Raw genomic sequence first — 23,051 nt, 5'->3', positions numbered from 1 at the left:
GAGGCATGTTCAGTGGTGAGCGGCTACGCCAGTTCGCGAGCCTGTTCCGGCAGCGGTACGGTCCACGCATCGTAGCCGTACACCCAGTCGGCGTTGCCGCCGGCCTTGAGCCAATTATTGCCGCGCGACCCGATCTGGATTTGCGCCGTGCGCGACTGACGCGCCTCGGCATAGCGCGCCAGCGCCGCGCCGAGGCCGTCCGGGCCGATGTCCTTCAGTGCGCGCGAGAGCACTACGGCATCTTCGATAGCCATGCCCGCGCCTTGCGCCATGAACGGCATCATCGGATGGCAGGCGTCGCCGAGCAGCGCCATACGTTGACCGGTCCACTTCGGCAGCGGATCGCGAATATACAACGCCGACGCGAGCACGGTGTCACACGCGGCGAGCAACGCGCGGGCTTCCGGATGAAACGCCGCGTACGCCTCGCGCAACGCGTCCGGGTCGCCGGGCGTGGTCCACGATTCGTGGGTCCAGTCGGCCTGCGACGTGGTCGCGAAGATGAACACGTCGCGGCCACGGTTCAGCGGGAATGTGACGATCTGCAGATCGTCGGTCGGCCCCCACCATTTGACGAACGCGCCAAGATCGCCACCCGAGAGCCGGTCGGCCGGCACGACCGCGCGGTACGACACGATGCCGGTGAACTGCGGGCGTTCGTCGCCGAACAGGAACTTGCGCACACCCGAATGGATGCCGTCCGCACCGATCAGCAGGTCGAATACGTGGGTCGAGCCGTCCGCGAGCCTGACCGTCGCACTGTTCCCGGTTTCGCCGAACGTCTCCGTGCGCTTGCCGAGGTGAAGTTCGCCGGGCAATAGCGCCTGCTCGAGCGCCGCCATCACGTCCGCGCGATGCATGGTCAGTTGCGGCGCGCCGTATTTGCGTTCTGCCTCGTCCGACATCGCCAGCCGCGAGGTTTCCTCGCCGGTGTCCCACATCCGGCTGATCCGCGCACTCGGACGCGCCGCCGTCTCGCGCAACTGCGCGCCGACGCCGAGTCCGTCGAGCGCGCGCACCGCGTTGGGCGTCAGGTTGATGTCCGCGCCGACGCGCCCGAAGCGCTCCGCCTGTTCAAACACGGTGACCTGATGCCCCGCCTTGCGCAATGCGATTGCCGCGGCCAGCCCGCCAATTCCGCCACCGATGATCCCGATCTTCAGCATGTCCATCCTCACGTTATGACGTTCTATATGTTCAATATTGAACATATAGAACGTAAATGAACAGTCATTCTGAGGCGGATTGTTTTTGACAGCAAGCGGGAAAGACCAGGAAAAACCCGCCCCTCGGCGTCAGGCAAGCGGATAGGCACGCGAGACGAACGGCAACCTTTTTGGATTTTGGAGAGGTTGTGCAACGCCGGGCCCGTCGCGAAGAATTCACACATCGCCGGCAGTGCATGGCTCATGCGCCAAGCCGCGTTTCCAACGTTCGAGGACACAGGACATGTTGAGTCAGGAAAAAAACAATCTACTCACCCAGGTGGGTCCGGGCACGCCGATGGGTGACTACTTGCGCCGCTACTGGCACCCGGTCGCGGGCGTCAGCGAGTTCGATCAGAAATCGGTGCGACCGATCCGGTTGTTCGGCGAGGACCTCGTGCTCTTCAAGGACCTGAGCGGCACGTTCGGCCTCGTGCAGCGCCGTTGCCCGCATCGCAACGCCGATCTCGCGTTCGGTTTCGTCGAGCAATGCGGCTTGCGCTGCGCGTATCACGGCTGGGAATTCGATGCGAGCGGCCAATGCACGCACCAGCCGTATGAAGAGATCGTGGACGTCGACGCGCGGCTGCGTCAGAAGACAAAGATCACCGCGTACGAAGTGCGCGCGAAGGCCGGCATGATCTGGGCCTACATGGGCCCCGCGCCCGCGCCGGAATTGCCGGACTGGGAGCCGTTCAACTACACGAATGGCTTCGCGCAGGTCGTGATGGCGGAGGTTCCGTGCAACTGGTTTCAGTGCCAGGAGAATTCGATCGATCCGATCCACTTCGAATGGACGCACAACAACTGGACCGAGCGGCAACAGGACAGCCAGTCCGAACACGTGCCGACGCACTTGCGCACGCTGTACGAAGAGTTCGATTACGGCTTCATCTACAAACGTCTGCGCGCGCACGAAAACGAGGAGAACCCGATGTGGACCACGGGCCGCGTGACTCTGTGGCCGAACGGCTTTTACCTTGGACACCATTTCGAATGGCGCGTGCCTATCGACGATGAAAACACGTTGAGCCTGCTGTGGGTATTCAACAAGGTGCCGAAGGAACAGGAGCCCTATGTTCAGCAACACATTCCTTCGTGGTATGGGCCAGTGCGCGACGAAAACGGCGAGTGGATCACGAGCCACGTGGCAAACCAGGACTTCGCCGCATGGGTCGGCCAGGGCGCGATCACCGACCGCACCAAAGAGACGCTGGGCGCGAGCGATCGCGGCATTGTGATGTTGCGCCGGCGCTTCTTCGAGGAACTCGAAGCGGTGGCCGAGGGCAAGACGCCGAAGGGTTTGATTACCGACAGCGCCGCGAATCACAACGTCTATTTGCCGTCGGCGTGCCGCGACGAAATGCTGAACGGCATGACGCGCGAAGCGCTCGCCGCGCATCCGCTGCTCGGCGCCTATCTGCGCGATTTCATCGGACAGTACGGACAACCCGAAGAAGTTCGGGAAGCGTATGAGGCGGCGATCGGACAGAAGGTCAATCGCGCGCGCTTTTTCTCGGTGCACGGTGCGCGTCAGAAAGACGAGCGCGAAACCGAGACGTCCTGATTGCGCGGCGCAGTCATCTATCGAGAGTATGAACACATGGACGAACAATCAGTTGCCGGCGGCGCGGCGCGCCCTGGCGCGAGCCTCAGTGCACGGGTTCGCACGATCCGCCATGAAGCCGCGCGGGTTCTGAGTATCGAACTCGTACCGGTGGAAGGCACCGTGTTTCCGCCTTTCACACCGGGTGCGCATATCGATCTGCATTTGCCGAACGGCATCACGCGCAGCTATTCGCTCGTCAACTCGCCGGACGAAAGCGCTCGCTATGTAATCGGCGTGCTGGACGATGCAAAGAGTCGCGGCGGTTCGCGCTACGTGCATGAGCAATTGCGTTGCGGCACGACGATCCAGATCGGCAAGCCGCGCAACAACTTCGCGCTCGATGAGCAGGCAAGTGGGACCGTGCTGGTTGCGGGCGGCATCGGCATCACGCCGATGCTGTGCATGTACCGCCGTTTGCGTCAGACGCGCAAGAACGCGTGTCTCGTGTATTGCGCGCGCACTCGTGCGCAAGCGGCGTTTCTCGACGAACTGGCGGCGCTGCGCGGCGACGTGCTTCTGCATTTCGACGACGAACACGACGGACGCCCATTCGATCTCGCCGCATTCCTCGCGCAACAACCGGCTGGCGTTCACGCCTACTGTTGCGGACCGGGCGCGATGCTGAGCGCGTTCGAAGCGGGCTGCGCCGTTGCCGGCATTCGCAACGTGCATATCGAGCGCTTTGCCGCGAGCCTTCCTGTCGCCGATACGCAGCAGCCGGGCTACTCGGTGACGCTCGCGCGCAGCGGCAGAGAGCTCGTCGTACCGGCGGGCAAAGCGCTGCTGGACGTGTTGCTAGAAGCCGGCGTCGATGTCGAATACAGCTGCCGCGAAGGACTGTGCGGCGCATGCGAAACCCGCGTGCTGAGTGGTTGCCCGGACCACCACGATTCCGTACTGACGCAATCCGAGCGAGCCGCCGGCAAGGTAATGATGATCTGCGTCTCCCGCGCGAAGAGCGAATCGCTGACTCTCGACCTGGCCTGAATTTCATCTAAAGCCGCGTTCTTCCCCGCAGTATCCCTTTCGAGGACATGATGGAAATCTCAAGCACAATGAAACAGAACGACGCTGACGTCGTCACGCGCGCAAGCGGTCTGCATGACGCGGCGACCATCTCGGCGAGAATCGAACGTTTGCCGCTCACACGCTGGCATACACGGGTGCTGGGAGTCATCGGCTTCGTCCACATGACCGATGCGTTCGACGCGTTGACGATCGCTTTCGTCATGCCGGTGCTGATCGGCCTGTGGCATTTGACGCCCGCGGACGCGGGTTGGCTGGTCTCGGGCGGCTATGTCGGGCAGACCATCGGCGCACTGTTTTTCAGCGCCGCCGCCGAACGCTTTGGGCGCTTGCGCGTGCTGCGCTGGATTCTCGTGATTCTGGCGCTGGGCAGTCTCGCATCGGCGTATGCGCCCAGCTATGCGGTATTTATCGCGTTGCGGTTCTTCCAGGGCATTGGGCTCGGTGGCGAGTCGCCCGTCTCGGCCACTTACATGAACGAACTGTGCCCCGCGAAAACACGCGGCCGGTTGATTTTCATTCTTCAATCGACGTTTGCGGTCGGCAATCTGATTGCCGCGATTGCCGCGATGTGGCTGATTCCCACCTATGGATGGCAGGCGATGTTCGTGGTCGGCGCGCTGCCTATCGTGCTTGCGGCGATCCTGCCGCGCACCGCGCCTGAATCGCCGCGCTGGCTTGCGATCAACGGACGCGCTGCCGAAGCAAATCAGATCGTCGAACGCATCGAACAATCCATGCCCGCTTCCGACTATGCGCGCCTGCCCGCTTTGCAAATTGTCGAAACCCAACCCGACGGAAAGAAGGAGTCGTTTCGCGCGCTATTCAAGGCTGGTTTTGCGGCGCGCACGTTGGTGGTGTGGGTGATGGCCTGCTGCGCGAGTCTGACGACGTACGGCATTCTGGTCTGGCTGCCGTCGCTGTACCGGACGGTTTATCACTTGCCGCTCAATGTCGCATTGCGCTATGGAATGGTGAGCATGATCGCGACGTTCATCGGCACGGTGATCGGCGTATTCGTGATCGACTATCTCGGCCGCAGAAAGACTTTCGCCATCGCCTTTCTCGGCGCGGCGGTCCCGATGCTCTATCTCGCCTTCAGCGGTGCGCGCGTACCCGCCGAACAGGTATTGGTCCTGGCGTCGATCAGCGTTGCCATGATTGCGATCGTCCAGTGCGGAGTCTATGTCTATGCGCCCGAAGTGTATCCGACCCGAATCCGCGCCAGCGGCGCCGGGGCTGCGTCCGCCATCACAAGGCTTTCGTCGGTGGTCGGTCCGGTCATTATCGGCGGACTGCTGACGTATCTGAGCATTGAAGCGGTATTTGGCTATTTCGCCATCGTCTCGGTGCTCGGGTCGATTGTGGTCGGCGCCTTCGCGATGGAAACGGGCGGCCGCATGCTCGACGAGATTTCAAAGTAGGCGTCGGCCGTTTCGGTCGCTCTCCGACGTCGAAAAAAAAATGGCGCCGCAGGCCTTTCAGCCTGCGGCGCCACTCTGCAGCGCTACGACCCAGAACAACACGTCGTAGCCCGACAGCACGCTTACATCTGCACGGTGTCGGCCACTTCCTTGAAGTCCTCGATCTGGTCGAAGTTCATGTATTGGTAGATCTTGTCGCCGTTGGCGGTGAGCACGCCCATGTCTGCCATGTACTCTTCCTTGCTCGGGATCTTGCCCAGACGCGAGCAAATCGCCGCCAGTTCCGCCGAGCCGAGATACACGTTCGTGTTCTTGCCCAGACGGTTCGGGAAGTTACGGGTCGAGGTCGACATGACCGTCGCGCCTTCGCGCACCTGAGCCTGGTTGCCCATGCACAGCGAGCAGCCCGGCATTTCGGTACGGGCGCCGGCTGTACCGAAGACGCCGTAGTGGCCTTCCTCGGTCAACTGCTTCTGGTCCATCTTGGTCGGCGGGGCCACCCACAGCTTGACGGGGATGTCGCGCTTACCTTCAAGCAGCTTCGATGCGGCACGGAAGTGACCGATGTTGGTCATGCACGACCCGATGAACACTTCGTCGATTTTCGCACCGGCCACGTCCGAGAGCGTCTTCACGTCGTCCGGATCATTCGGGCAGGCCACGATCGGCTCGTGAATGTCGGCGAGATCGATCTCGATCACGGCTGCGTACTCGGCGTCGGCATCCGGCGACAGCAGTTGCGGGTCAGCCAGCCACTGTTCCATTGCCTTGATACGGCGCTGCAGGCTGCGCGGGTCCTGGTAGCCCTCGGCGATCATCCACTTCAGCAGCGTGACGTTGCTGTTGAGGTATTCGATGATCGGTTCCTTGTTCAGGTGGACCGTGCAACCGGCGGCCGAGCGCTCTGCAGAAGCATCCGACAATTCGAACGCTTGCTCGACCTTCAGTTCGGGCAGGCCTTCGATTTCGAGAATCCGGCCCGAGAAGATGTTCTTCTTGCCTTGCTTGGCCACCGTCAGCATGCCTTGCTTGATGGCGTAGAGCGGAATCGCGTTGACCAGATCGCGCAGGGTCACACCCGGCTGCATTTTGCCCTTGAAGCGGACCAGCACCGATTCCGGCATGTCCAGCGGCATCGTGCCGGTGGCGGCGGCAAACGCGACCAGGCCCGAACCGGCCGGGAAGCTGATACCGATCGGGAAGCGCGTGTGCGAGTCGCCGCCGGTGCCCACGGTGTCGGGCAGCAACATGCGATTCAGCCACGAGTGGATCACGCCGTCACCCGGGCGCAGCGCGATGCCGCCACGGGTGCTGATGAAATTCGGCAGGGTATGGTGGGTCTTCACGTCCACCGGCTTCGGATAAGCCGCGGTGTGGCAGAACGACTGCATGACGAGGTCGGCCGAAAAGCCCAGGCACGCCAGGTCCTTGAGTTCGTCGCGGGTCATGGGGCCCGTGGTGTCCTGCGAACCGACCGAGGTCATTTTCGGTTCGCAGTACGCGCCCGGACGGACGCCCTGGCCTTCCGGCAGGCCGCAGGCGCGGCCGACCATTTTCTGGGCCAGCGAGAAGCCTTTGCCGCTGTTGACCGGCTGCTGCGGCAGGCGGAACAGGGTCGACGGGGGCAAGCCCAGCGCTTCACGCGCCTTGCTGGTCAATCCACGGCCGATGATCAGCGGAATGCGGCCGCCGGCGCGCACTTCATCGAACAGCACGTCGGACTTGACCTGAAATTCGGCGATCACTTCGCCGTTCTTCAGCGCTTTGCCTTCGTACGGGCGCAGTTCGACCACGTCGCCCATTTCCATCTTCGACACATCGAGTTCGATCGGCAGGGCGCCGGCGTCTTCCATGGTGTTGTAGAAGATCGGGGCGATCTTACCGCCCAGGCACACGCCGCCGAAGCGCTTGTTCGGGATGAAGGGAATGTCTTCACCCGTGAACCACAGCACCGAGTTGGTGGCCGACTTGCGCGAGGAGCCGGTGCCGACCACGTCGCCCACGTACGCGACCAGGTGGCCCTTTTCCTTCAGCGACTCGATGAACTTGATCGGGCCACGCTTGCCGTCTTCTTCCGGCGTGATACCGGGACGCGCGTTCTTCAGCATGGCCAGCGCGTGCAGCGGGATGTCCGGGCGGGTGGTGGCATCCGGGGCCGGCGACAGGTCGTCGGTATTGGTTTCGCCCGTCACCTTGAAGACGGTGATGGTCAGGCTTTGCGGCACTTCCGGACGGCTGGTGAACCATTCGGCCTCGGCCCAGCTTTGCATCACGGCCTGGGCGTGCGCGTTGCCCTTGTCGGCCAGTTCCTTGACGTCGTGGAACTGGTCGAACATCAGGAGGGTTTTCTTCAGCGCGTCGGCAGCTACGGCGGCCACTTCGGCGTCGGACAGCAACTCGATCAGCGGCTGGATGTTGTAGCCGCCCAGCATCGTGCCCAGCAGTTCGGTGGCGCGGGCGCGCGAAATCAGTGCGCAGGCGGTCTGGCCTTTGGCCACGGCGGCGAGGAAACCTGCCTTCACGCGGGCCGCTTCGTCCACGCCGGCGGGCACGCGGTGGGTGAGCAGGTCGAGCAGGGTCTGCTCTTCACCGGCCGGCGGATTCGCCAGAAGCTCGACCAACTCGGCGGTCTGCTGAGCCGTCAGCGGCAGGGGAGGAATGCCGAGCGCGGCGCGTGCGGCCGCGTGAACACGATAGTTTTCAAGCATGGGGAACCTGCTGGTATTTGCGTTTCAGGGGATAGCTTGCAAGGCACGCCGAGACTGTGCCGGGCACTGTTTTCGGCACGATTTTAATAGGATCCGGCGGCAAGGTCAAATGTCTTATGTCTTATATAAGAGTTGAAAATGCGGGCAGCGGGAAGATGATGTTGGCGGAGTCGCCGAATGGACTGTCAAAACGCCGGTTGCGCGACGGCAGCATGCAACCACTCCGGCCCATCCATGGACACAGACACAATCAGCATCATGAATGCGCTCAAGATGCTCCGCCAATTGCGGCACCGCCTCAATCCGCTCCGCATCAGGCGGGAATCGCGCGAGCACAATGACCGTTTGTATTGCAATGTATCTTTAGAACAGGTTGATACAGCCGTACACAAAAAGCACCGTTCCCGACACATGCGGGATATATCCGTGCGCTCGAATACGGACATCGGGCGTTGGGCTCGTGCGGCAATGCATCTGCGCGTGCCACATCAGGTTGAGCGTGACTCTACGCATGCTTTTGGACCGACTTGCAGGAAGCCGAAGAAGTACCTCCGCGAACCCCAACGCGTCCGTGTCGAGCGCTCTGTGCGTCGAGTGATGCCAGCAGTGGCTCGCAGGAACCACGTCGCCATTGATCAGCAACCTGTCTTCGTCACGATTTAGAGGCCCTATGTCAGACAACACCTCTCCCCAATCGCCGTCTCGCCGTCATTTCGTCGGCGTCGTGGCGGCTACCGTCGCGGCCGGCTCATTGAGCCAGTTCGCGGTTGCAGAAACGAACCCGGCTATCGCTCAGGTCGCTCAAGCGGCCGACGGCGACAAAACAGCTATTCGTCGACTTCGTGTACACGTACCTGAATCGCAGCTTGTCGATTTGCGAAGGCGCATCAACGCAACGCGGTGGCCTGAACGGGAGACGGTTACCGACGACTCTCAAGGCGTGCCGCTCGCGATGGTGCAGGAACTCGCGCGCCATTGGGCAACGGACTACGACTGGCGCAAATGTGAAGCGAAGCTGAATTCCCTGCCGCAGTTCGTAACCGAGATCGATGGGCTGGACATTCATTTCATCCACGTTCGGTCGAAGCACGAGAATGCGATGCCGCTCATCGTCACGCACGGGTGGCCCGGGTCGGTCATCGAGCAGTTCAAGATCATCGATCCGTTGACCAATCCAACGGCCTATGGCGCGAGTGCGTCGGATGCGTTCCATCTGGTCATTCCGTCGCTGCCCGGCTACGGTTTTTCAGGCAAACCGGCCACGACCGGTTGGGGGCCGGAGAAGACAGCGCGCGCCTGGGTCGTGCTGATGAAACGCCTTGGTTACGAGAAATTCGCCGCACAAGGCGGCGACCTGGGCGGCGTTGTCTGCAACGTAATGGGTAAGCAGGCGCCACCGGAATTGTTGGGCATTCATGTCAACTTTCCCGCCACCGTTCCCGCTGAAATAGCAAAGGCGCTTCAGGCCGGCGATCCGACGCCCTCCGGCCTCCCGGATGACGAAAGGCACGCTTATGAGCAGCTGGCCAGTGCGGCCAGGAAGAGACGCGCCTACGCGCTGGAGATGGGGACGCGTCCACAAACGCTATACGGATTGTCCGACTCGCCCGTGGCGCTGGCGAGCTGGCTTCTCGATCACGGCGACGGCTATGTTCAGCCAGCGGCGGCGTTGACCTCGGCCGTGTTTGGGCATCCCGTCAATGGTGAGTCCGCGGGCGAATTGACCCGCAACGATGTCCTCGACGACATCACGCTCTATTGGTTGACGAACACGGGCATTTCCGCCGCGCGCTTTTATTGGGAGTCTCATTTCAACTTTCTGGCCAGCGCCGATGTATCGGTTCCCACTGCCGTGAGCGTTTTTCCTCGCGAGAACTATCAGGCCCCGCGGAGTTGGACCGAGCGTGCGTATCACAACCTTGTCTATTACAACCGGCTCGACAAGGGCGGACACTTTGCGGCCTGGGAACAGCCGCAGTTGTTCGCAGAGGAGGTTCGTGCAGGGTTGAGGCCGCTGCGGCAATAGCGGAGATGTCAGCAAAGGGCGACCGTAGCCGCGCGCTTGAGTTATTCTCCATGAGACCTGAACCGCAGAATTTCGCTCGCTGTGTTTGCGATTCAACCGAACCGTCTCGAGACTCCATGACTACGCTCGTCAATCGCCCGAATACCGCCCTCATCGTCATCGATCTTCAGAACGGCGTCGTCGCTCAAGCCTATCGCCGCCAGGAAGTGCTGCGCGCAGTCAACATGCTCGTCGAGAAAGCGCGCAGCGCGAACGTACCGCTCGTTTGGGTCCGCCACGGTGACGAAGAGCTGGAACCTGGCAGCGGCCCGTGGCAGATCGTCGACGAGCTGTCGCCACGACACTCGGAGGCGATTATTGAAAAGAGCTACCGCGACGCGTTCGAAGGCACTGACCTCGAGCATGTGCTATCGACGCTTGCTGTCGGTAAGCTCATCGTGACCGGCGCGCAAACTGACATGTGTATTCGTTCGACGCTGCACGGCGCGCTCGTGCGTGGCTATGACGCGATTCTGGTCAGCGACGCTCATACGACGGTCGACATGACGCCATGGGGCGCGCCTCCACCGGACGGAGTGATCGCACACACGAATCTCTATTGGAGCAATCAACGCGCGCCGGGGCGTACGGGCGGCGTGGTCGAGAGCAAAGACGTGGATTTCGCGCTCCTGGCAGGCTCCTGAATCCACATAGTGTGTGGCCTGAGCCCAAACACGAGACGGAAATGCCAACCCGCATTTCACGCCGCTATTTGAATGCAAGCGATAAAAGCTAGCGGATCACAGCTCCCGACAAACAGACTCAAGAAAACAGCGACAAAGATTCGACCGCCGTCTGGCGCTGACGCCGCGGATGCGTAGTCCGACTGCATCGTCTCGGCGCTGTCTCGCCGACCGAGCCGAGCGCCCGGTTCAGATCCAGCAGTGCTTTGCAAACCGATTTGCGATCGGGCATTCCCACCAATGCCAGTTCAAGCCGGCTCAGCAGTTCCGGCAGACTCGATCCTCCGCCCATCTTTGCTGCGACCTTCCGTTTCCGCATAAGACCGCTCCCTGATTCTGCTGACACCCGCTCCGGCGTCCGGATCAGAACAACTGCGCGCCGAGTTCACACAGGCTAGCCCACTTCACGGTACTGACGAATGCCCTGCCCGTGGTGTCGAGCGATTCGATCATTGCCCGCTGCCCGCGCGCTTCTGCAACGACGCGGACGATGCGTGTCTGGTAGCGCAGCAGCGCACCGATCGGCGGACACAATATTTGACGGCGAACCCGCGATCGTTTCGTTTCCATACCACCATTGCTATTCGTAGAGATATCCAAACCGCTTGCAGACTCGCGACACATGACGGCATCCGGGCACCCTATTTTGCCAGGTCAACGGCCCTGAGTCCAGGCATACGACGAGAACTTACTCTACTGCCGCCCGCAACCGGCACGACATCACGGCAACGTAATCGGCACGGGTCGCGTCAGCAGATCAACATAAAGGCTGAAAAACCGGTTGTTATCGAACTGCGTCACGTAGGTGATTTTCTGCGGAGAAGCTCCCGCTGCCGGCTGATCGGGATACACCATCACATGCCCCTGATCTTCGCCGCTCGCCGTGTCGATATCGAGGTAGGCGCTTTTGGTTTGCGTGGCGTAACCAGGATCGAGAAAGTACGCAATAGTCAGCGTATCGAACAGATCGGTATGACTCGCGAATGCACCCGCATTGGCAATCCCATACGCCTTCGTCACCGCGGTCTGCCTGTTCGGGTCATTGACGATCTGGTCATACACGCTTTGCGTCAGCGGCACCGTATTCGTCACGTCGAGGGGAATCACGGCTTGGGGAATCGGCGTTTGCAACACCGTGCGTACCGCGAGCGGATCGAACCACCAGTTCAACTCCCCGACGGCGTTAGCATTGCCCGGCACAGCCATCGCGCCGCCCATATAGACGATCCGCTTGATCAGCGGCACGATCTCCGGCGCTTTCATGATCGCTGTGGCGAGGTTGGTAGGGGGTCCCACTTCGAGAATGGTGACCTGGTTCGGATAACGCTTGATGGTCTGAATCATGAAATCCGCAGCGCTCTGCGTCTGCAGTTTCGTCGACACCGCAAAGCCATCCGGCGGAGCCACTAGCTGCGACTGCTGGGTAGGCTCTGGGCGGCTCCATGCCCCAAAATAGCCTTGCGGGTTAGCCGCCTGCTGGGCGCGAATACTGGCCACATCGTAGTGCAACGGATAATCCGCGCCGCCGTAGACACCCACCACGTTCTGCACGCCCATGCGCTCCACTGCCTTGAGCGCATCCGATTCTTCCTGAAGCAGCCAGTCGTTGCCGGTAACGACAGTGAGCCCGAGCAGATTGACCTTGCCCTGTCCCATCAACTGCGTGGTCATGGCGAACAACTGGCCGTCGTCCCCCATCGTATTGAAGTCTGAATCGATGATGATCTTCGGCGCGTTAGCGAGAGGATCCGTGGTCGATATACTTCCTCCGCACGCAGCGAGACCCAACGACATCATCAGTATGCCTATACATTGTGATCTCATGTTTCGTCCATTCGAGAGCGTGATTGATAAGGGAACACCATCGCGAGATGGTGCCGATAAATCAACGTCGAGCCACCGAAAGTGGCAGTACGGACCGCCTCATGTCACAACCGGCATCCGTGTCAGGCGGCGCTATCCACTTCCGCGCGAGTGGGTATTGAAGGCTGCGCGCCGGCACGCGTCACGGAAATCGCCGCCGCGCGTTGCGCGAGGTTGATCGCGCCTTCCAGCGGCTGCCGTGAGGCGAGTTGCGCGGCAAAGACGCCGATAAACGTGTCGCCGGCCGCCGTGGTGTCGACTGCTTGCACTTGCGGCGCGGGAAAATGCATGCCCTCGCCGCCTTCCACGAGGAGGTAAGCCCCCTGCGCGCCGAGCGTGACGATCACATTGCGCGCGCCGCCTCTTTGCAGCTCCGTCGCCGCGCGGCGGGCGCCGCTTTGCGATTCGACCGGCAGGCCGGCCAGGATCGCGGCCTCGACCTCGTTCGGCACGAGGTAATCGACGAGCGGCAGCCATTCCGCCGGCAAGGGCCCCGTTGCCGGCGCCGGGTTCAACACGGTGATCGTGCCGAGCCGCCGAGCCAGTGCGAGCGTCGCATGAACGGAATCCCACGGCGTTTCGAGCTGGCAGACCACGACATCGCACGCCTTGATGGCCGCCTCATGGCGAGCCACGCTCTGTGGCGTGAGTTCGCCGTTGCTACCCGCGACCACGACGATCGTATTCTGTCCGTCGTCCGACACCGTTACCATGGCAACGCCGGTGGGCTGGGTCGGATGAACCTCAACGCCGCTGCAGTCGATACCTTCCGCTTCCAGATCCTTGACCCGCTGCGCGCCGTTCGCGTCTTTCCCGACACATCCGACCATGGCCACCTGCGCGCCGATGCGCGCGGCCGCGACAGCCTGGTTCCCGCCCTTGCCGCCGGCAACCTGCGAGAACTCGTGCCCGCCGATCGTCTCGCCTGGGCGCGGCAAATGCGGCGCACGAGCGACCAGATCCGTATTGATGCTGCCTACCACCAGAACACGACCCTGCTTAGTTTCTTTTGACACTTTTAATTACTCCCATCCCACGCAAGACGATTGCGGCCCACCATTCACCGAATGATCCGATTATGCGGCGCGACGCCGGCTTCGATAAGTATCCAGCACGACCGCGACAACAATGACGGCTCCCGTAATAATGCGCTTGGTCGGCTCAGTCGCGCCGATCTGCGCGAGCCCCGCAGCAAGCACCGAGATGATCAACACGCCAAAGAAGGTACTCGTCACCGAACCGCGCCCGCCCATCAAACTCGTTCCGCCGATAACCACCGCCGCGATCACCTGCAATTCAATACCCTGCCCGGCATTCGGGTCGGCGGCCTCGAGCCGCGAAATCTGGAACAGCGAAGCAAGGCCGGCCAACAGACCCATCATCGCGAATACCGCGATCTTGTAGGGCCTCGGATTGACGCCCGCAAGACGCACCGCCTCCTCATTCGTGCCGATGCCGACCAGATAGCGGCCGAACACCGTGCGCGTGAGCACGAACTGCGCGGCGACCATCACCACAATGGCAATGATGAACGCAGGCGAAATACCGAACGCGATGGGGTTGGAGAGAAAATCGAACGCTTCGCCGATATAGGCCGTGCGCGAGTTGGTCAACTGATACGCGAGACCCCGCGCCGCTTCCAGCACGCCGAGCGACACGATGAACGACGGAATCCGCCAGGCCACCGTGATCGCGCCGGTCACGCAGCCCGTCAGGGTCGCGCCAGCCATGCCGAGCAAGGCCGCGGGCAACGCCGCCCAATGCCACTGCAAGGCCGCGACGCTCGTGAGCGCCGCGCCGAGCGCCAGCACCGAGCCGACCGACAGATCGATGCCGGCAATGATCAGCACGAAGGTCATGCCGATCGACATCACAACGAGATCGGGAATCTGGTTCGCGATCGTGCTGAATGTATCGTAGGTCAGGAAGTGCGAACTCAGCAGCGAGAACAGTACGATCATCCCGAGGAGCGCGCCGAGCAGTCCGATGTAGTTCGAAAAGCCGAGGCGCGCGCCGAGCGGCTTTGCGTGCTTGGGTGGTTCGTTCTGCAACGTAGGCAGGCTGGTTTCTACGGTCATGCTCAATACTCCACAAATTTGCTTTCGTCGGGCGCTTTGGCGTCGGGTTCGATCGGCTCGTGCAGCAGGTCCTCGCGCTTCGCGTAGCCGGCGAATGCCGCGGCCAGCAGCGCGTCCTGGGTCCAGTTGCCGCGTTCGAACAGGCCCGTCATCCGTCCCGCCGACATCACGCCGATCCGGTCGCAAATCGCCATCAATTCGCGCAGATCGCTCGATACGACCACGAGAGCACGGCCTTCGCGAGCCAGCGCGCCCATCAATGCATAAATATCGAACTTCGCGCCGACGTCGATGCCGCGCGTGGGTTCGTCAAATAGCAGCACCGCGCAATCGCGCGCGAGCCACCGGCCGATCACCACCTTCTGCTGGTTGCCGCCGGACAGCTCCGACACCGGCTGCGACGGCCCGGCGCTGCGAATGCGCATGGCGTCGATCTGCTGGTGCGCCAAGGCCGCCTCGCGACGGCCGTCCACCACACCCTTGCTCGACACGGCGCGCAGGTGGCCCAGCGAGATGTTGGCGGCGATCGGCTGGGTCAGCAGAAGCCCCTCGCCTTTGCGATCTTCGGTGATCAGTGCGATGCCGTGCTTCACGGCGTCCGCGGGCGAGGCGATCGCCACGGGTACGGGCGAACCGCCTTCACGTCCGATCGAGACGCTGCCGGCGTCCGCGCGGTCCGCGCCATAAATGAGCCGCATCAGCTCCGTGCGGCCTGCGCCAATCAGGCCGCTGATGCCGAATATTTCGCCGGCCTTGACCTCGAAGGACACGTCGCGCACCACCGGCTCGCGCGTCATGCCGCTGACCTTGAACGCCACCTCGCCGATGCGCCGCTCGCCGAGATCGATCCTGTCGCCGATATCGCGGCCCACCATCAGCGTCACGAGACGATCGGTCGTGAGGTTGGCCATCTCGTCGACATGCACGAGGCGGCCGTCGCGCAACACGGCAGCGTGCCGCGCGATTCGCTTCAATTCTTCGAGCCGGTGCGAGATATACACCAACGCCACGCCGCGCGCCTTGAGCCGCTCGACCTGCTCGAACAGCAGATCGACTTCGCGGGCGGTCAACATCGCGGTCGGTTCGTCGAGAATCAACACGCGGCAGTCGCCGATCAGATTGCGCGCGATCTCGACCATCTGCTGATGCCCGATCCCGAGCGTGCCAACCAACGTGTCGGGATCGATCGCGTCGAGCCCGACTTGCGCCATGGCGTGCCGCGCGTCCTCGCGCAGTTTGGCGCGGTCGATCCAGCCGAACATGCCGCGCCGCGGCAAGCGGTTCAGAAACAGATTCTCCGCCACCGTGAGCGTCGGCAACAGGTTCAACTCCTGCATGACCATGCGCACGCCGAGCGCCTCGGCGTCCTTGCGGCTGGCCGGCGCGTACGCCGCGCCGCCGAGAGTCATCGAGCCGGTAGTCGGCGTGACGAGGCCGCCTATGATTTTGGACAAGGTGCTCTTGCCCGCGCCGTTCTCGCCGGTCAGCGCGAGCACTTCGCCCGCGCGCAGTTCCAGTGATACGTCGGCGAGCACGGGTTCGGCATAGGTCTTGCCGATGCCCTGAACACGCAGCACGGGCGGGGCATCGGCAAGGGAGGGAATGGGAATGGACATCGGATAGATCGAGCTGGACAGAAATCAGTCAGCGTGGCCCCTTGACGCAGCGGGCCACGCGTTGCACCACGCTTACTTGGTGACCAGATCGACGGGCGTTTCGACGACGCCGGACAATTCAGACTGTTTCTTGTGTGCGGAGAGTGCTTTCAAAGCCGTGTCGATACCGAACACAGCCTGCTTCGCGGCGTACTGATTGGCGGTGGCGAGAACGCGGCCGTCGGCGAGCATGGGCTTGATCGCATTGATGTCGTCGTAGCCGACCACCTGCACCTTGCCGGCCTTGCCGGCCGCGCGCACGGCCGATACGGCGCCGATCGCCATGTTGTCGTTGCCGCACAGCAAGGCCTTGACGTCCGGATTCGCGTTGAGGATCTGGCTCGCCACGGCGTTGCCCTTGTCGATTTCCCACTCGCCCGATTGCAGCGAGACGACCTTCATGCCGCCCGACGCCATGGCCTGCTTGAAGCCGGCAGTGCGTTGCTGCGCATTGGTCGTGGTCGAGACGCCTTCGATAATGCCGACGTTGTCACCCGACTTCAGGTGCTTGGCCAGGTAGTCGCCGACCTTCTGTGCGCCCTTCGCGTTATCCGGCCCGACGAACGGGATATTCAGGTCTTTCGATTTGAGGACGTCGCCGTCCAGCTTGTTGTCGATATTGACCACGATGATGCCGGCGTCGACCGCTTTCTTCAGGACCGGCACGAGCGCCTTCGAGTCGGCCGGTGCAATCACCAGCGCGTCGACCTTCGAGACGATCATCTGCTCGACGATGCGGATCTGGTTCGCGGTGTCCGTCTCGTCCTTGATGCCGTTGGTGACCAGGTCGAATTTCGCCGGATTCTGCTTCTGATAATCCTTGGCGCCCGTTTCCATGGTCAGGAAAAATTCGTTCGCCAGCGACTTCATGACAAGCGCGACTTTCGGCTTATGCGCGGCCTGGGCGAATGCCGCCGGCATCGGCAAAATCGACACGGCGAGGAAGGCCGCGCCAGCTGCGATGGCGCGACGCCGCGCCGGTAGAAAATGGCGAATCATTGATGTCTCCGTATCGCTCGTTCGGTCTACTGAGAGCCGATGAGTCGTGTGATGGGCAGGAACGCCGCACTTGCCACGCCGTGCCGGACCTTGCAGGTCTCGTCGTGTGATGCCGGGCAAGTATGGCCAGCTCCAATCCTATCCTCGCGAACTGCGTTATGCTATGCCAAATTTCAAAACCTATCGTTTCAAAAATGGAACACGTCGATTGGGACGACCTTCGAATTCTGGTCGCAATCGCCCGCGAGGGAACGATGCGATCCGCCGCGGCGGCGTGCGACCTGAGCGCGCCAACCTTGTCGCGCCGCCTCACCGAGCTGGAAAGGCGGCTGGGCGAACCGCTCATCGACCGGGTGCCGTCCGGCTGTACCATGACCGCGTTCGGCGCGCGGGTGCTGGCCTGGGCGGAGCAGATGGAGGACCTGGCTCACCAGATCGAACGCGCCGCGGACGTGAACGGCGGCGCGGCCGCGCACGGCACGGTGCGGATCAACGCCGTCGAGTGGCCGTCGTACATTCTGCTGAAGCTGCTCGGCTCGTTTCAGGACAGGCTGCCCGGGCTCGCGATCGAAGTGCTCACTTCGCGCCGCCCCTATAGCCTTGCGCGGCGCGAGGCGGACATCGCCCTGTGGTCCGAGTGCCCGGAAGAAGGTGACCTGTATGTTCGGCGGATCGGGCGGATCCGCTTCGGGCTCTACGGCTCGCGCGACTACTATCTTCGCCACCGCGCGGCGATCGTGAAGAAGGAGTGGGACAAGCTGTCGTTCGTCGGCTACGACGACCGGCAGCCCGATCACCCGGCCACGCAATGGCTGAAAACGCTGCCGGGCGCCCCGGCGCCGTCGCTGCGCAGCAGCTACGGCATGGGCGTATTCGACGGCGTTCTGGGCGGCTCAGGACTCGGCGTCCTTGCCCAACTGGCCGGTGACACGACGAGCGACCTCGTCTGCGTGGAGAAGCATATCAAGTCGCTCGATCAGGACGTGTGGATGGTGCTGCATCCGGCATTGCGCGACAGCGAGCGGATCCGGACCGTGGCTAACCTGATTGCGGAGATTTTCCGCTAGCGTCACTTTATTCCGGCAAGCGCGAGTCGCGCCCTGCCTCAACGCATCGCGTTCTTGCGACCCTCGGCGTTGGTCGCCACGGCGATCTCGTCGAGGTTCTGCGGGTAGGGGAAATTGAGGCCGAGCAACTGACGCATGGTCGGACTCGCCCGTTTGACGAACTCTTCGCCGACCATTGCGCGCAGGTCTTCCATCGGCTTCACGAACTTGGGCAAGTACTGGATCAGCACGGCGCTGCGATCCTGCGTGCTGCGATTGGGCATCGCGCAATGCCAGGTCGCGCCGAAGAACACGATGGCATCGCCCGGCTCGGCCGTCACGCGTTGGCAACGCTCGAAGAACCGGTCGCCTTCCGCCGGATAGCGCAATTCGTGCTGCGTGTGCGGCACGAACGCCGTCGCGCCGGTCTCGGCCGTAAAGGGGTCGAGCGGAATCGTCACCTGTGCATTGAGCGGGAACGACGTGTTGATGCCGAGCGGAAACGTGTCCGGCATGTGGTAGTCCCAGTATGGATAGTCGATGTGCGGTTCCTGGCCGGGCCCGCCGGGCAGAATACGGTTGGCCGCGATCGAGCCCATGATGAAGTCGTCGCCGAGAAAGCGGCGCATCGCATCCACGATCACAGGCTGCTCCGACATCTCGGAGAATACGTCGCCCTTGGCGAGCAGATTCCACACGCGCCGCTGCAAGTGAAGCCGCTGTTCTTCCGCGGCCTGCCCCTGAAAATGCGTGACGGTTTGCGCGCGATCTTCCGAATGAGCCATCACCACGCCGCGTGCCTCCGCCACCTGGCTTTCGCTGAACAGTCCGCGTAGGCATATCGCGCCGGGACCACGCGTCAGAGCCTCGACTACCACGCCCGGTGTCGCGTCATTCGTTTCGATCCTGTCCACGACTGTCTCCTGTGAGCCTCACCGCGTTGCAGCGGCGTTCGAGGTCAAGCATAGAAGACAATCCGGCGCATCTGCAAGAATAATTGCCAAATAAATAATAATAGAATTTATTTTCCATTTCGATGGCGTATTGCGCTCGGTTCCCATGCTGTCGCGCACGCTGTCGACCGTTGTCCGCCATGCCTTTCCGAACATACGTATAACCGACACAACCGGTCGAATTTCACGGATGATGAGGTCCATCGCTTCCCTGTCACATCACAACACGAGCGCCTCACGCTCGTCCGTTTTCAGGAGATACGCATGTCCCGCACCGTCGTCGAGAAGCGCGCCGCTTTCAAGGCATTGCACACCTCCGGCTGTTTCGTCCTGCCCAATCCGTGGGATGCCGGCAGCGCGCGCTATCTGCAATCCCTCGGCTTCCAGGCGCTCGCCACGACCAGTTCCGGCTTTGCATGGTCGACCGGACACGCCGACAACACACTGCCCCGCGATGCCATCCTCGCGCACTTGCGCGAGATCGTCGAAGCAACGGATCTGCCGGTCAACGCCGACTTCGAGAACGGCTTCGGCCGCGATCCGGCGGAGGTCGCAGAAAGTGTCAGGCTTGCCGTCGAGACCGGCGTTGCCGGACTGTCGATTGAAGACTCCACCGGCAATGCCGCCGCGCCGCTGTTTTCAATCGAAGCCGCCGTGGAACGGATCAGCGCGGCGCGCCGAGCCATCGACGAAACCGGCGGCGAGACACTGTTGGTCGGCCGGGCCGAGAACTTCCTCGCCGGCTCGCCCGATCTGGACGATACGATTGCGCGCCTCAAGGCGTATGCCGCGGCCGGCGCGGACTGCCTGTACGCGCCTGGCATCCAGACGCGCGAACAGATCGAAGCCGTGGTGGCGGCGGTGGCGCCGAAGCCCGTCAATCTGCTGATCGGTTCGACGTCGGCGCTCACGGTGCAGGACGTGGCCGCGCTCGGCGTGCGGCGCATCAGTGTCGGCGGGGCGCTGGCGCGTGCGGCATGGGGCGGTTTCATGCAGGCCGCGCAGTCGCTGGTTCAGGGACGCTTCGACGGCTTCGCCGGCGCGGCGCCCGGCTCGCAACTCAATGCTCTGTTCCAGGACCGCACATAGAATGATGACAACGCGGTGACTGACGCGTCGAGCGGTACGCAGACCGAGCGCCGGTGCGAACCGGCCCCCGACGCCACCATGGTTCGCTGACGCACGTACGCTAAAGGCAAGGACGTGAGAGACTGATGACTAGCGAGCGTCCGGCCTGTCGACGCTCGCAGTTCAGGCATGTTAGCCATGGCACCTCGTCCTCTCACCGCAGTTGCAGCTCTACTCGCCTCGAGCGTCGGCTTATATACGCCGGCCTCGCACGCGTACGCGCTCGACGCGCAATTCGACTGCCAGGCGCGTCCCCACGATTTCATCGGGCAGCTCATCGAAGACAAGTACATCGAGCCGAATCCAATGCGGATCGACACGAATTCGGTCAACGCGTTTCGACCGGTGCATGGCAGCGACATGACCGCGTTCGGGTTTCGCGTCTATGCCGTGCTCGGCTACGAACCGGACGACGAGATGTTCAAGAAAGGCCGCGGCCAGGCACTCGCCGGCCCGCTGTACGGCGCCGTGTTATCCGCACCGAGCGAGTCGGTCGAAAAGCGCTTGCGCGCGGCCGGAAGCACCGCCGTTGTACACATGGTCATTCCGTTACTGCTGACGGCGGTGATCTGCACGCATTGACGCAGCGCGTCTGAACATCGCGGTGCTATGCTTTTCGCTCCGCTTCGTTCATGCCGCCCAGGACTTTACGCCGATGCCTTCGTCTGTCCGCAACTCGCTCGTCTGGATCTTCGACGCGTTCGAGCGCGATTCGACCTTCTTCAGCAAGCGTATGTTCGGCAGCGACGCCGCCTATATCGACGGCCTCTTGTGCCTCGTGGCCGCCGATCGCGACGCGCCCTGGAATGGCCTGCTGGTGTGCACATCGCAGGAGCGCCACGCCGCGCTCATCAATGAAATGCCTGCTTTGCGGCCGCATCCGGTGCTCGGCAAGTGGCTCTATGTTCCGCAGGAAGATCCGGCGTTTGAGATCGTCGCCGAAAAACTGACGGCGCTCGTGCTCGCACGCGATCCACGCGTGGGAGTCGAGCCGAAACCGCGCAATCGCGGAAGGAAATCGACTCTGCCGAAGGCGTAGGGCATCGCCACCAGCGGTGGATGTCCAAATCGCCAGGTTGTCCGTATCTGACGCGACGTTCTGAACCATTGCGAAAAAGAAGCGCGCCTATCGGCGCTGCGCGCGCTCTCCAGGATTAAGGAGAGGTTGACCCAGTTCGTCGTTGGTCGGACACGGATTATCTCCGCCGTCACGCCGGCCATACCGTGGCAAAATCAGCGGCACCGCAGCACGTGTCCCGGAGACTTGTCATGGGTAACAAGACGCACGTCGAACGCCAGAGCAACGCAGAAAACGGCCCGGACGGCGTACCGGACATTCCCGGCCAGATCGTCCTGGTCTTTCAGGGGGGCGGTGCCCTTGGTGCTTACCAGGCCGGGGTATATCAGGCACTTCATGACGGCAAAGTCGAACCTCACTGGGTAATCGGCACGTCGATCGGCGCGATCAATGGCGCGATCATCGCCGGCAATCTTCCGGAAAACCGCATGGCGCGCCTGACGCAGTTCTGGAACGGCGTGGCCTGTCATGGCGTCGAGGCGGCAAACTGGTTGCCCGGACTTGCCACCTGGTTGCGCGACGTCGCCACGGTCACTCAAGGCGTGCCGTCGTTTTTCACGCCACAGTGGCAGAGCTGGGCGGGAATTCAGGCACGTGTTCGCTCCGATCAGGCCGCGTTCTATTCGACCGGACCGCTGCGCGACACCTTGTCGTCGCTGATCGATTTCGACTACCTGAATCAGAAAACAACGCGGTTGACCGTGGGCACCGTCAATGTCCGCAGTGGCCGCATGCGGTACTTCACCAATCGCGACGATCTGCTCGACGTCGAACACGTCATGGCCTCCGCCGCTTTTCCACCTGGCTTTCCGGCGGTGCGGCTGGAAGGCGAATCGTACTGGGATGGCGGCATCTATTCGAATACGCCGCTCGAAGCCGTGCTCGACGACCGGCCGCGCCGCGACTCGGTGATTTTTTCGGTGCAGTTGTGGCCCTCCAGCGGTCCGGAACCCGAATCGATCTTGCAGGTAATGAGCCGGCAACGCGACATTCAGTATTCGAGTCGCGCGGAAAGCCATCTCGATCGGCAGAAGCAGATTCACCGGCTTCGTCATGTGATTCGTGAACTCGGCCAGCACCTGCCCGAAGAGCAACGCAACGCGCCGGAAGTGCGGGAACTGCTCGATTGGGGCTGCGGCACGACGATGCAAGTGCTGGAACTCGACGCACCGGCATTCGATAACGATGACCTGAACCGGGACATCGATTTTTCGTCGGCGGGAATCAAGCGGCGCTGGCTCGCGGGCTACGAGGACACGGCCCGTCTGTTGAAGCGCGCACCCTGGCGGGAAACGCTGGACCCGATGGAAGGCATCTCGGTCTTTCGCATGAACTCGGCGGACAGCCAGAAATAAATCGACTCAGCACCGCAAGCGGCAACGCCGGCGCGACGCCGGCCGCAACGCACGCCCGGCGCGGCCGCTCACCGCCCAATCCATTTGTACCTTGCAGGCAAGACTGTTTGTCCATGGCGGGTGTTCGAAATCGGCGCCAATGCGCCTAGATTTCATACCCATCGGAGCCGCTGGCC

General features: G+C 62.4%; 20 protein-coding genes. 10 read left to right on the top strand and 10 right to left on the bottom strand.

Annotated elements, in window-relative coordinates; translation table 11 throughout:
- Nucleotides 1-23 precede the first annotated feature (23 nt).
- Nucleotides 24-1,166, bottom strand: coding sequence for an FAD-dependent monooxygenase (locus P0D70_RS10580; protein ID WP_408184413.1), 1,143 nt, complete (start codon nt 1,164-1,166; stop codon nt 24-26).
- Nucleotides 1,167-1,449: 283 nt separating this feature from the next.
- On the opposite strand from P0D70_RS10580, the gene P0D70_RS10575 reads away from it, so the two are divergent.
- The 3 genes from P0D70_RS10575 (at nt 1,450) to P0D70_RS10565 (ending at nt 5,264) form a co-directional block, all read left to right on the top strand.
- Nucleotides 1,450-2,772 carry an aromatic ring-hydroxylating oxygenase subunit alpha gene (locus tag P0D70_RS10575; protein WP_091806544.1) on the top strand — a complete coding sequence of 441 codons (1,323 nt, stop codon included), beginning with the start codon at nt 1,450-1,452 and terminating at the stop codon, nt 2,770-2,772.
- 36 nt (nt 2,773-2,808) lie between these two features.
- Nucleotides 2,809-3,801, top strand: a complete 993-nt coding sequence (locus P0D70_RS10570; RefSeq protein WP_408184412.1) for a PDR/VanB family oxidoreductase — start codon at nt 2,809-2,811, stop codon at nt 3,799-3,801.
- A gap of 68 nt (nt 3,802-3,869) precedes the next feature.
- Entirely contained in the window at nt 3,870-5,264 is a 1,395-nt protein-coding gene (locus P0D70_RS10565; protein WP_408184411.1) for an MFS transporter, read from the top strand.
- A gap of 122 nt (nt 5,265-5,386) precedes the next feature.
- Here the strand turns inward: P0D70_RS10565 and acnB are convergent, their stop codons facing one another.
- On the bottom strand, nt 5,387-7,972 hold the full coding sequence (acnB, locus tag P0D70_RS10560) for a bifunctional aconitate hydratase 2/2-methylisocitrate dehydratase (protein WP_091806536.1): 2,586 nt from the start codon (nt 7,970-7,972) through the stop codon (nt 5,387-5,389).
- A 670-nt stretch (nt 7,973-8,642) separates the two neighbouring features.
- Here acnB and P0D70_RS10555 point away from each other — a divergent pair.
- Complete coding sequence (locus tag P0D70_RS10555) at nt 8,643-9,998, top strand: epoxide hydrolase family protein (protein WP_408184450.1); 1,356 nt, start codon at nt 8,643-8,645, stop codon at nt 9,996-9,998.
- Between the two features lie 116 nt (nt 9,999-10,114).
- The gene (locus P0D70_RS10550; RefSeq protein ID WP_408184410.1) at nt 10,115-10,681 is read left to right on the top strand and encodes an isochorismatase family protein; all 567 of its coding nucleotides are present in this window, start codon (nt 10,115-10,117) and stop codon (nt 10,679-10,681) included.
- A 402-nt stretch (nt 10,682-11,083) separates the two neighbouring features.
- Here the strand turns inward: P0D70_RS10550 and P0D70_RS10545 are convergent, their stop codons facing one another.
- The 6 genes from P0D70_RS10545 to P0D70_RS10520 form a co-directional block, all read right to left on the bottom strand.
- Complete coding sequence (locus P0D70_RS10545) at nt 11,084-11,344, bottom strand: hypothetical protein (protein ID WP_408184409.1); 261 nt, start codon at nt 11,342-11,344, stop codon at nt 11,084-11,086.
- Nucleotides 11,345-11,440: 96 nt separating this feature from the next.
- Complete coding sequence (locus tag P0D70_RS10540; RefSeq protein WP_408184408.1) at nt 11,441-12,544, bottom strand: nucleoside hydrolase; 1,104 nt, start codon at nt 12,542-12,544, stop codon at nt 11,441-11,443.
- A gap of 122 nt (nt 12,545-12,666) precedes the next feature.
- Nucleotides 12,667-13,599, bottom strand: coding sequence for a ribokinase (rbsK, locus tag P0D70_RS10535; protein ID WP_408184407.1), 933 nt, complete (start codon nt 13,597-13,599; stop codon nt 12,667-12,669).
- Between the two features lie 60 nt (nt 13,600-13,659).
- Entirely contained in the window at nt 13,660-14,661 is a 1,002-nt protein-coding gene (locus tag P0D70_RS10530) for an ABC transporter permease (RefSeq protein WP_408184406.1), read from the bottom strand.
- Between the two features lie 2 nt (nt 14,662-14,663).
- Nucleotides 14,664-16,277, bottom strand: coding sequence for a sugar ABC transporter ATP-binding protein (locus P0D70_RS10525; protein WP_408184405.1), 1,614 nt, complete (start codon nt 16,275-16,277; stop codon nt 14,664-14,666).
- A gap of 72 nt (nt 16,278-16,349) precedes the next feature.
- Complete coding sequence (locus P0D70_RS10520) at nt 16,350-17,315, bottom strand: sugar ABC transporter substrate-binding protein (protein WP_408184404.1); 966 nt, start codon at nt 17,313-17,315, stop codon at nt 16,350-16,352.
- Between the two features lie 194 nt (nt 17,316-17,509).
- Here P0D70_RS10520 and P0D70_RS10515 point away from each other — a divergent pair, with 194 nt between their 5' ends.
- A complete protein-coding gene (locus tag P0D70_RS10515; protein WP_408184403.1) occupies nt 17,510-18,382 on the top strand; it encodes a LysR family transcriptional regulator in 873 nt (290 codons plus the stop codon).
- Nucleotides 18,383-18,420: 38 nt separating this feature from the next.
- On the opposite strand, the gene P0D70_RS10510 is transcribed toward P0D70_RS10515, so the two are convergent.
- Both P0D70_RS10510 and P0D70_RS10505 read right to left on the bottom strand, forming a co-directional pair.
- Nucleotides 18,421-19,275, bottom strand: coding sequence for a phytanoyl-CoA dioxygenase family protein (locus P0D70_RS10510; protein ID WP_408184402.1), 855 nt, complete (start codon nt 19,273-19,275; stop codon nt 18,421-18,423).
- 18 nt (nt 19,276-19,293) lie between these two features.
- A complete protein-coding gene (locus P0D70_RS10505; protein ID WP_408184401.1) occupies nt 19,294-19,518 on the bottom strand; it encodes a hypothetical protein in 225 nt (74 codons plus the stop codon).
- A 60-nt stretch (nt 19,519-19,578) separates the two neighbouring features.
- On the opposite strand from P0D70_RS10505, the gene P0D70_RS10500 reads away from it, so the two are divergent.
- The 4 genes from P0D70_RS10500 (at nt 19,579) to P0D70_RS10485 (ending at nt 22,875) form a co-directional block, all read left to right on the top strand.
- Nucleotides 19,579-20,403, top strand: coding sequence for an isocitrate lyase/PEP mutase family protein (locus P0D70_RS10500; RefSeq protein WP_408184400.1), 825 nt, complete (start codon nt 19,579-19,581; stop codon nt 20,401-20,403).
- A gap of 177 nt (nt 20,404-20,580) precedes the next feature.
- Complete coding sequence (locus tag P0D70_RS10495) at nt 20,581-21,024, top strand: hypothetical protein (RefSeq protein ID WP_408184399.1); 444 nt, start codon at nt 20,581-20,583, stop codon at nt 21,022-21,024.
- 73 nt (nt 21,025-21,097) lie between these two features.
- A complete protein-coding gene (locus P0D70_RS10490; RefSeq protein WP_408184398.1) occupies nt 21,098-21,481 on the top strand; it encodes a hypothetical protein in 384 nt (127 codons plus the stop codon).
- 230 nt (nt 21,482-21,711) lie between these two features.
- Nucleotides 21,712-22,875 (top strand): patatin-like phospholipase family protein, encoded by a 1,164-nt coding sequence (locus P0D70_RS10485; RefSeq protein ID WP_091806489.1) that lies wholly within the window; start codon nt 21,712-21,714, stop codon nt 22,873-22,875.
- Nucleotides 22,876-23,051 lie beyond the last annotated feature (176 nt).

The sequence above is a fragment of the Paraburkholderia sp. RL17-381-BIF-C genome (assembly GCF_046026435.1).
Lineage (GTDB): Bacteria > Pseudomonadota > Gammaproteobacteria > Burkholderiales > Burkholderiaceae > Paraburkholderia.
This window is presented reverse-complemented; position numbering and strand designations above follow the sequence as displayed.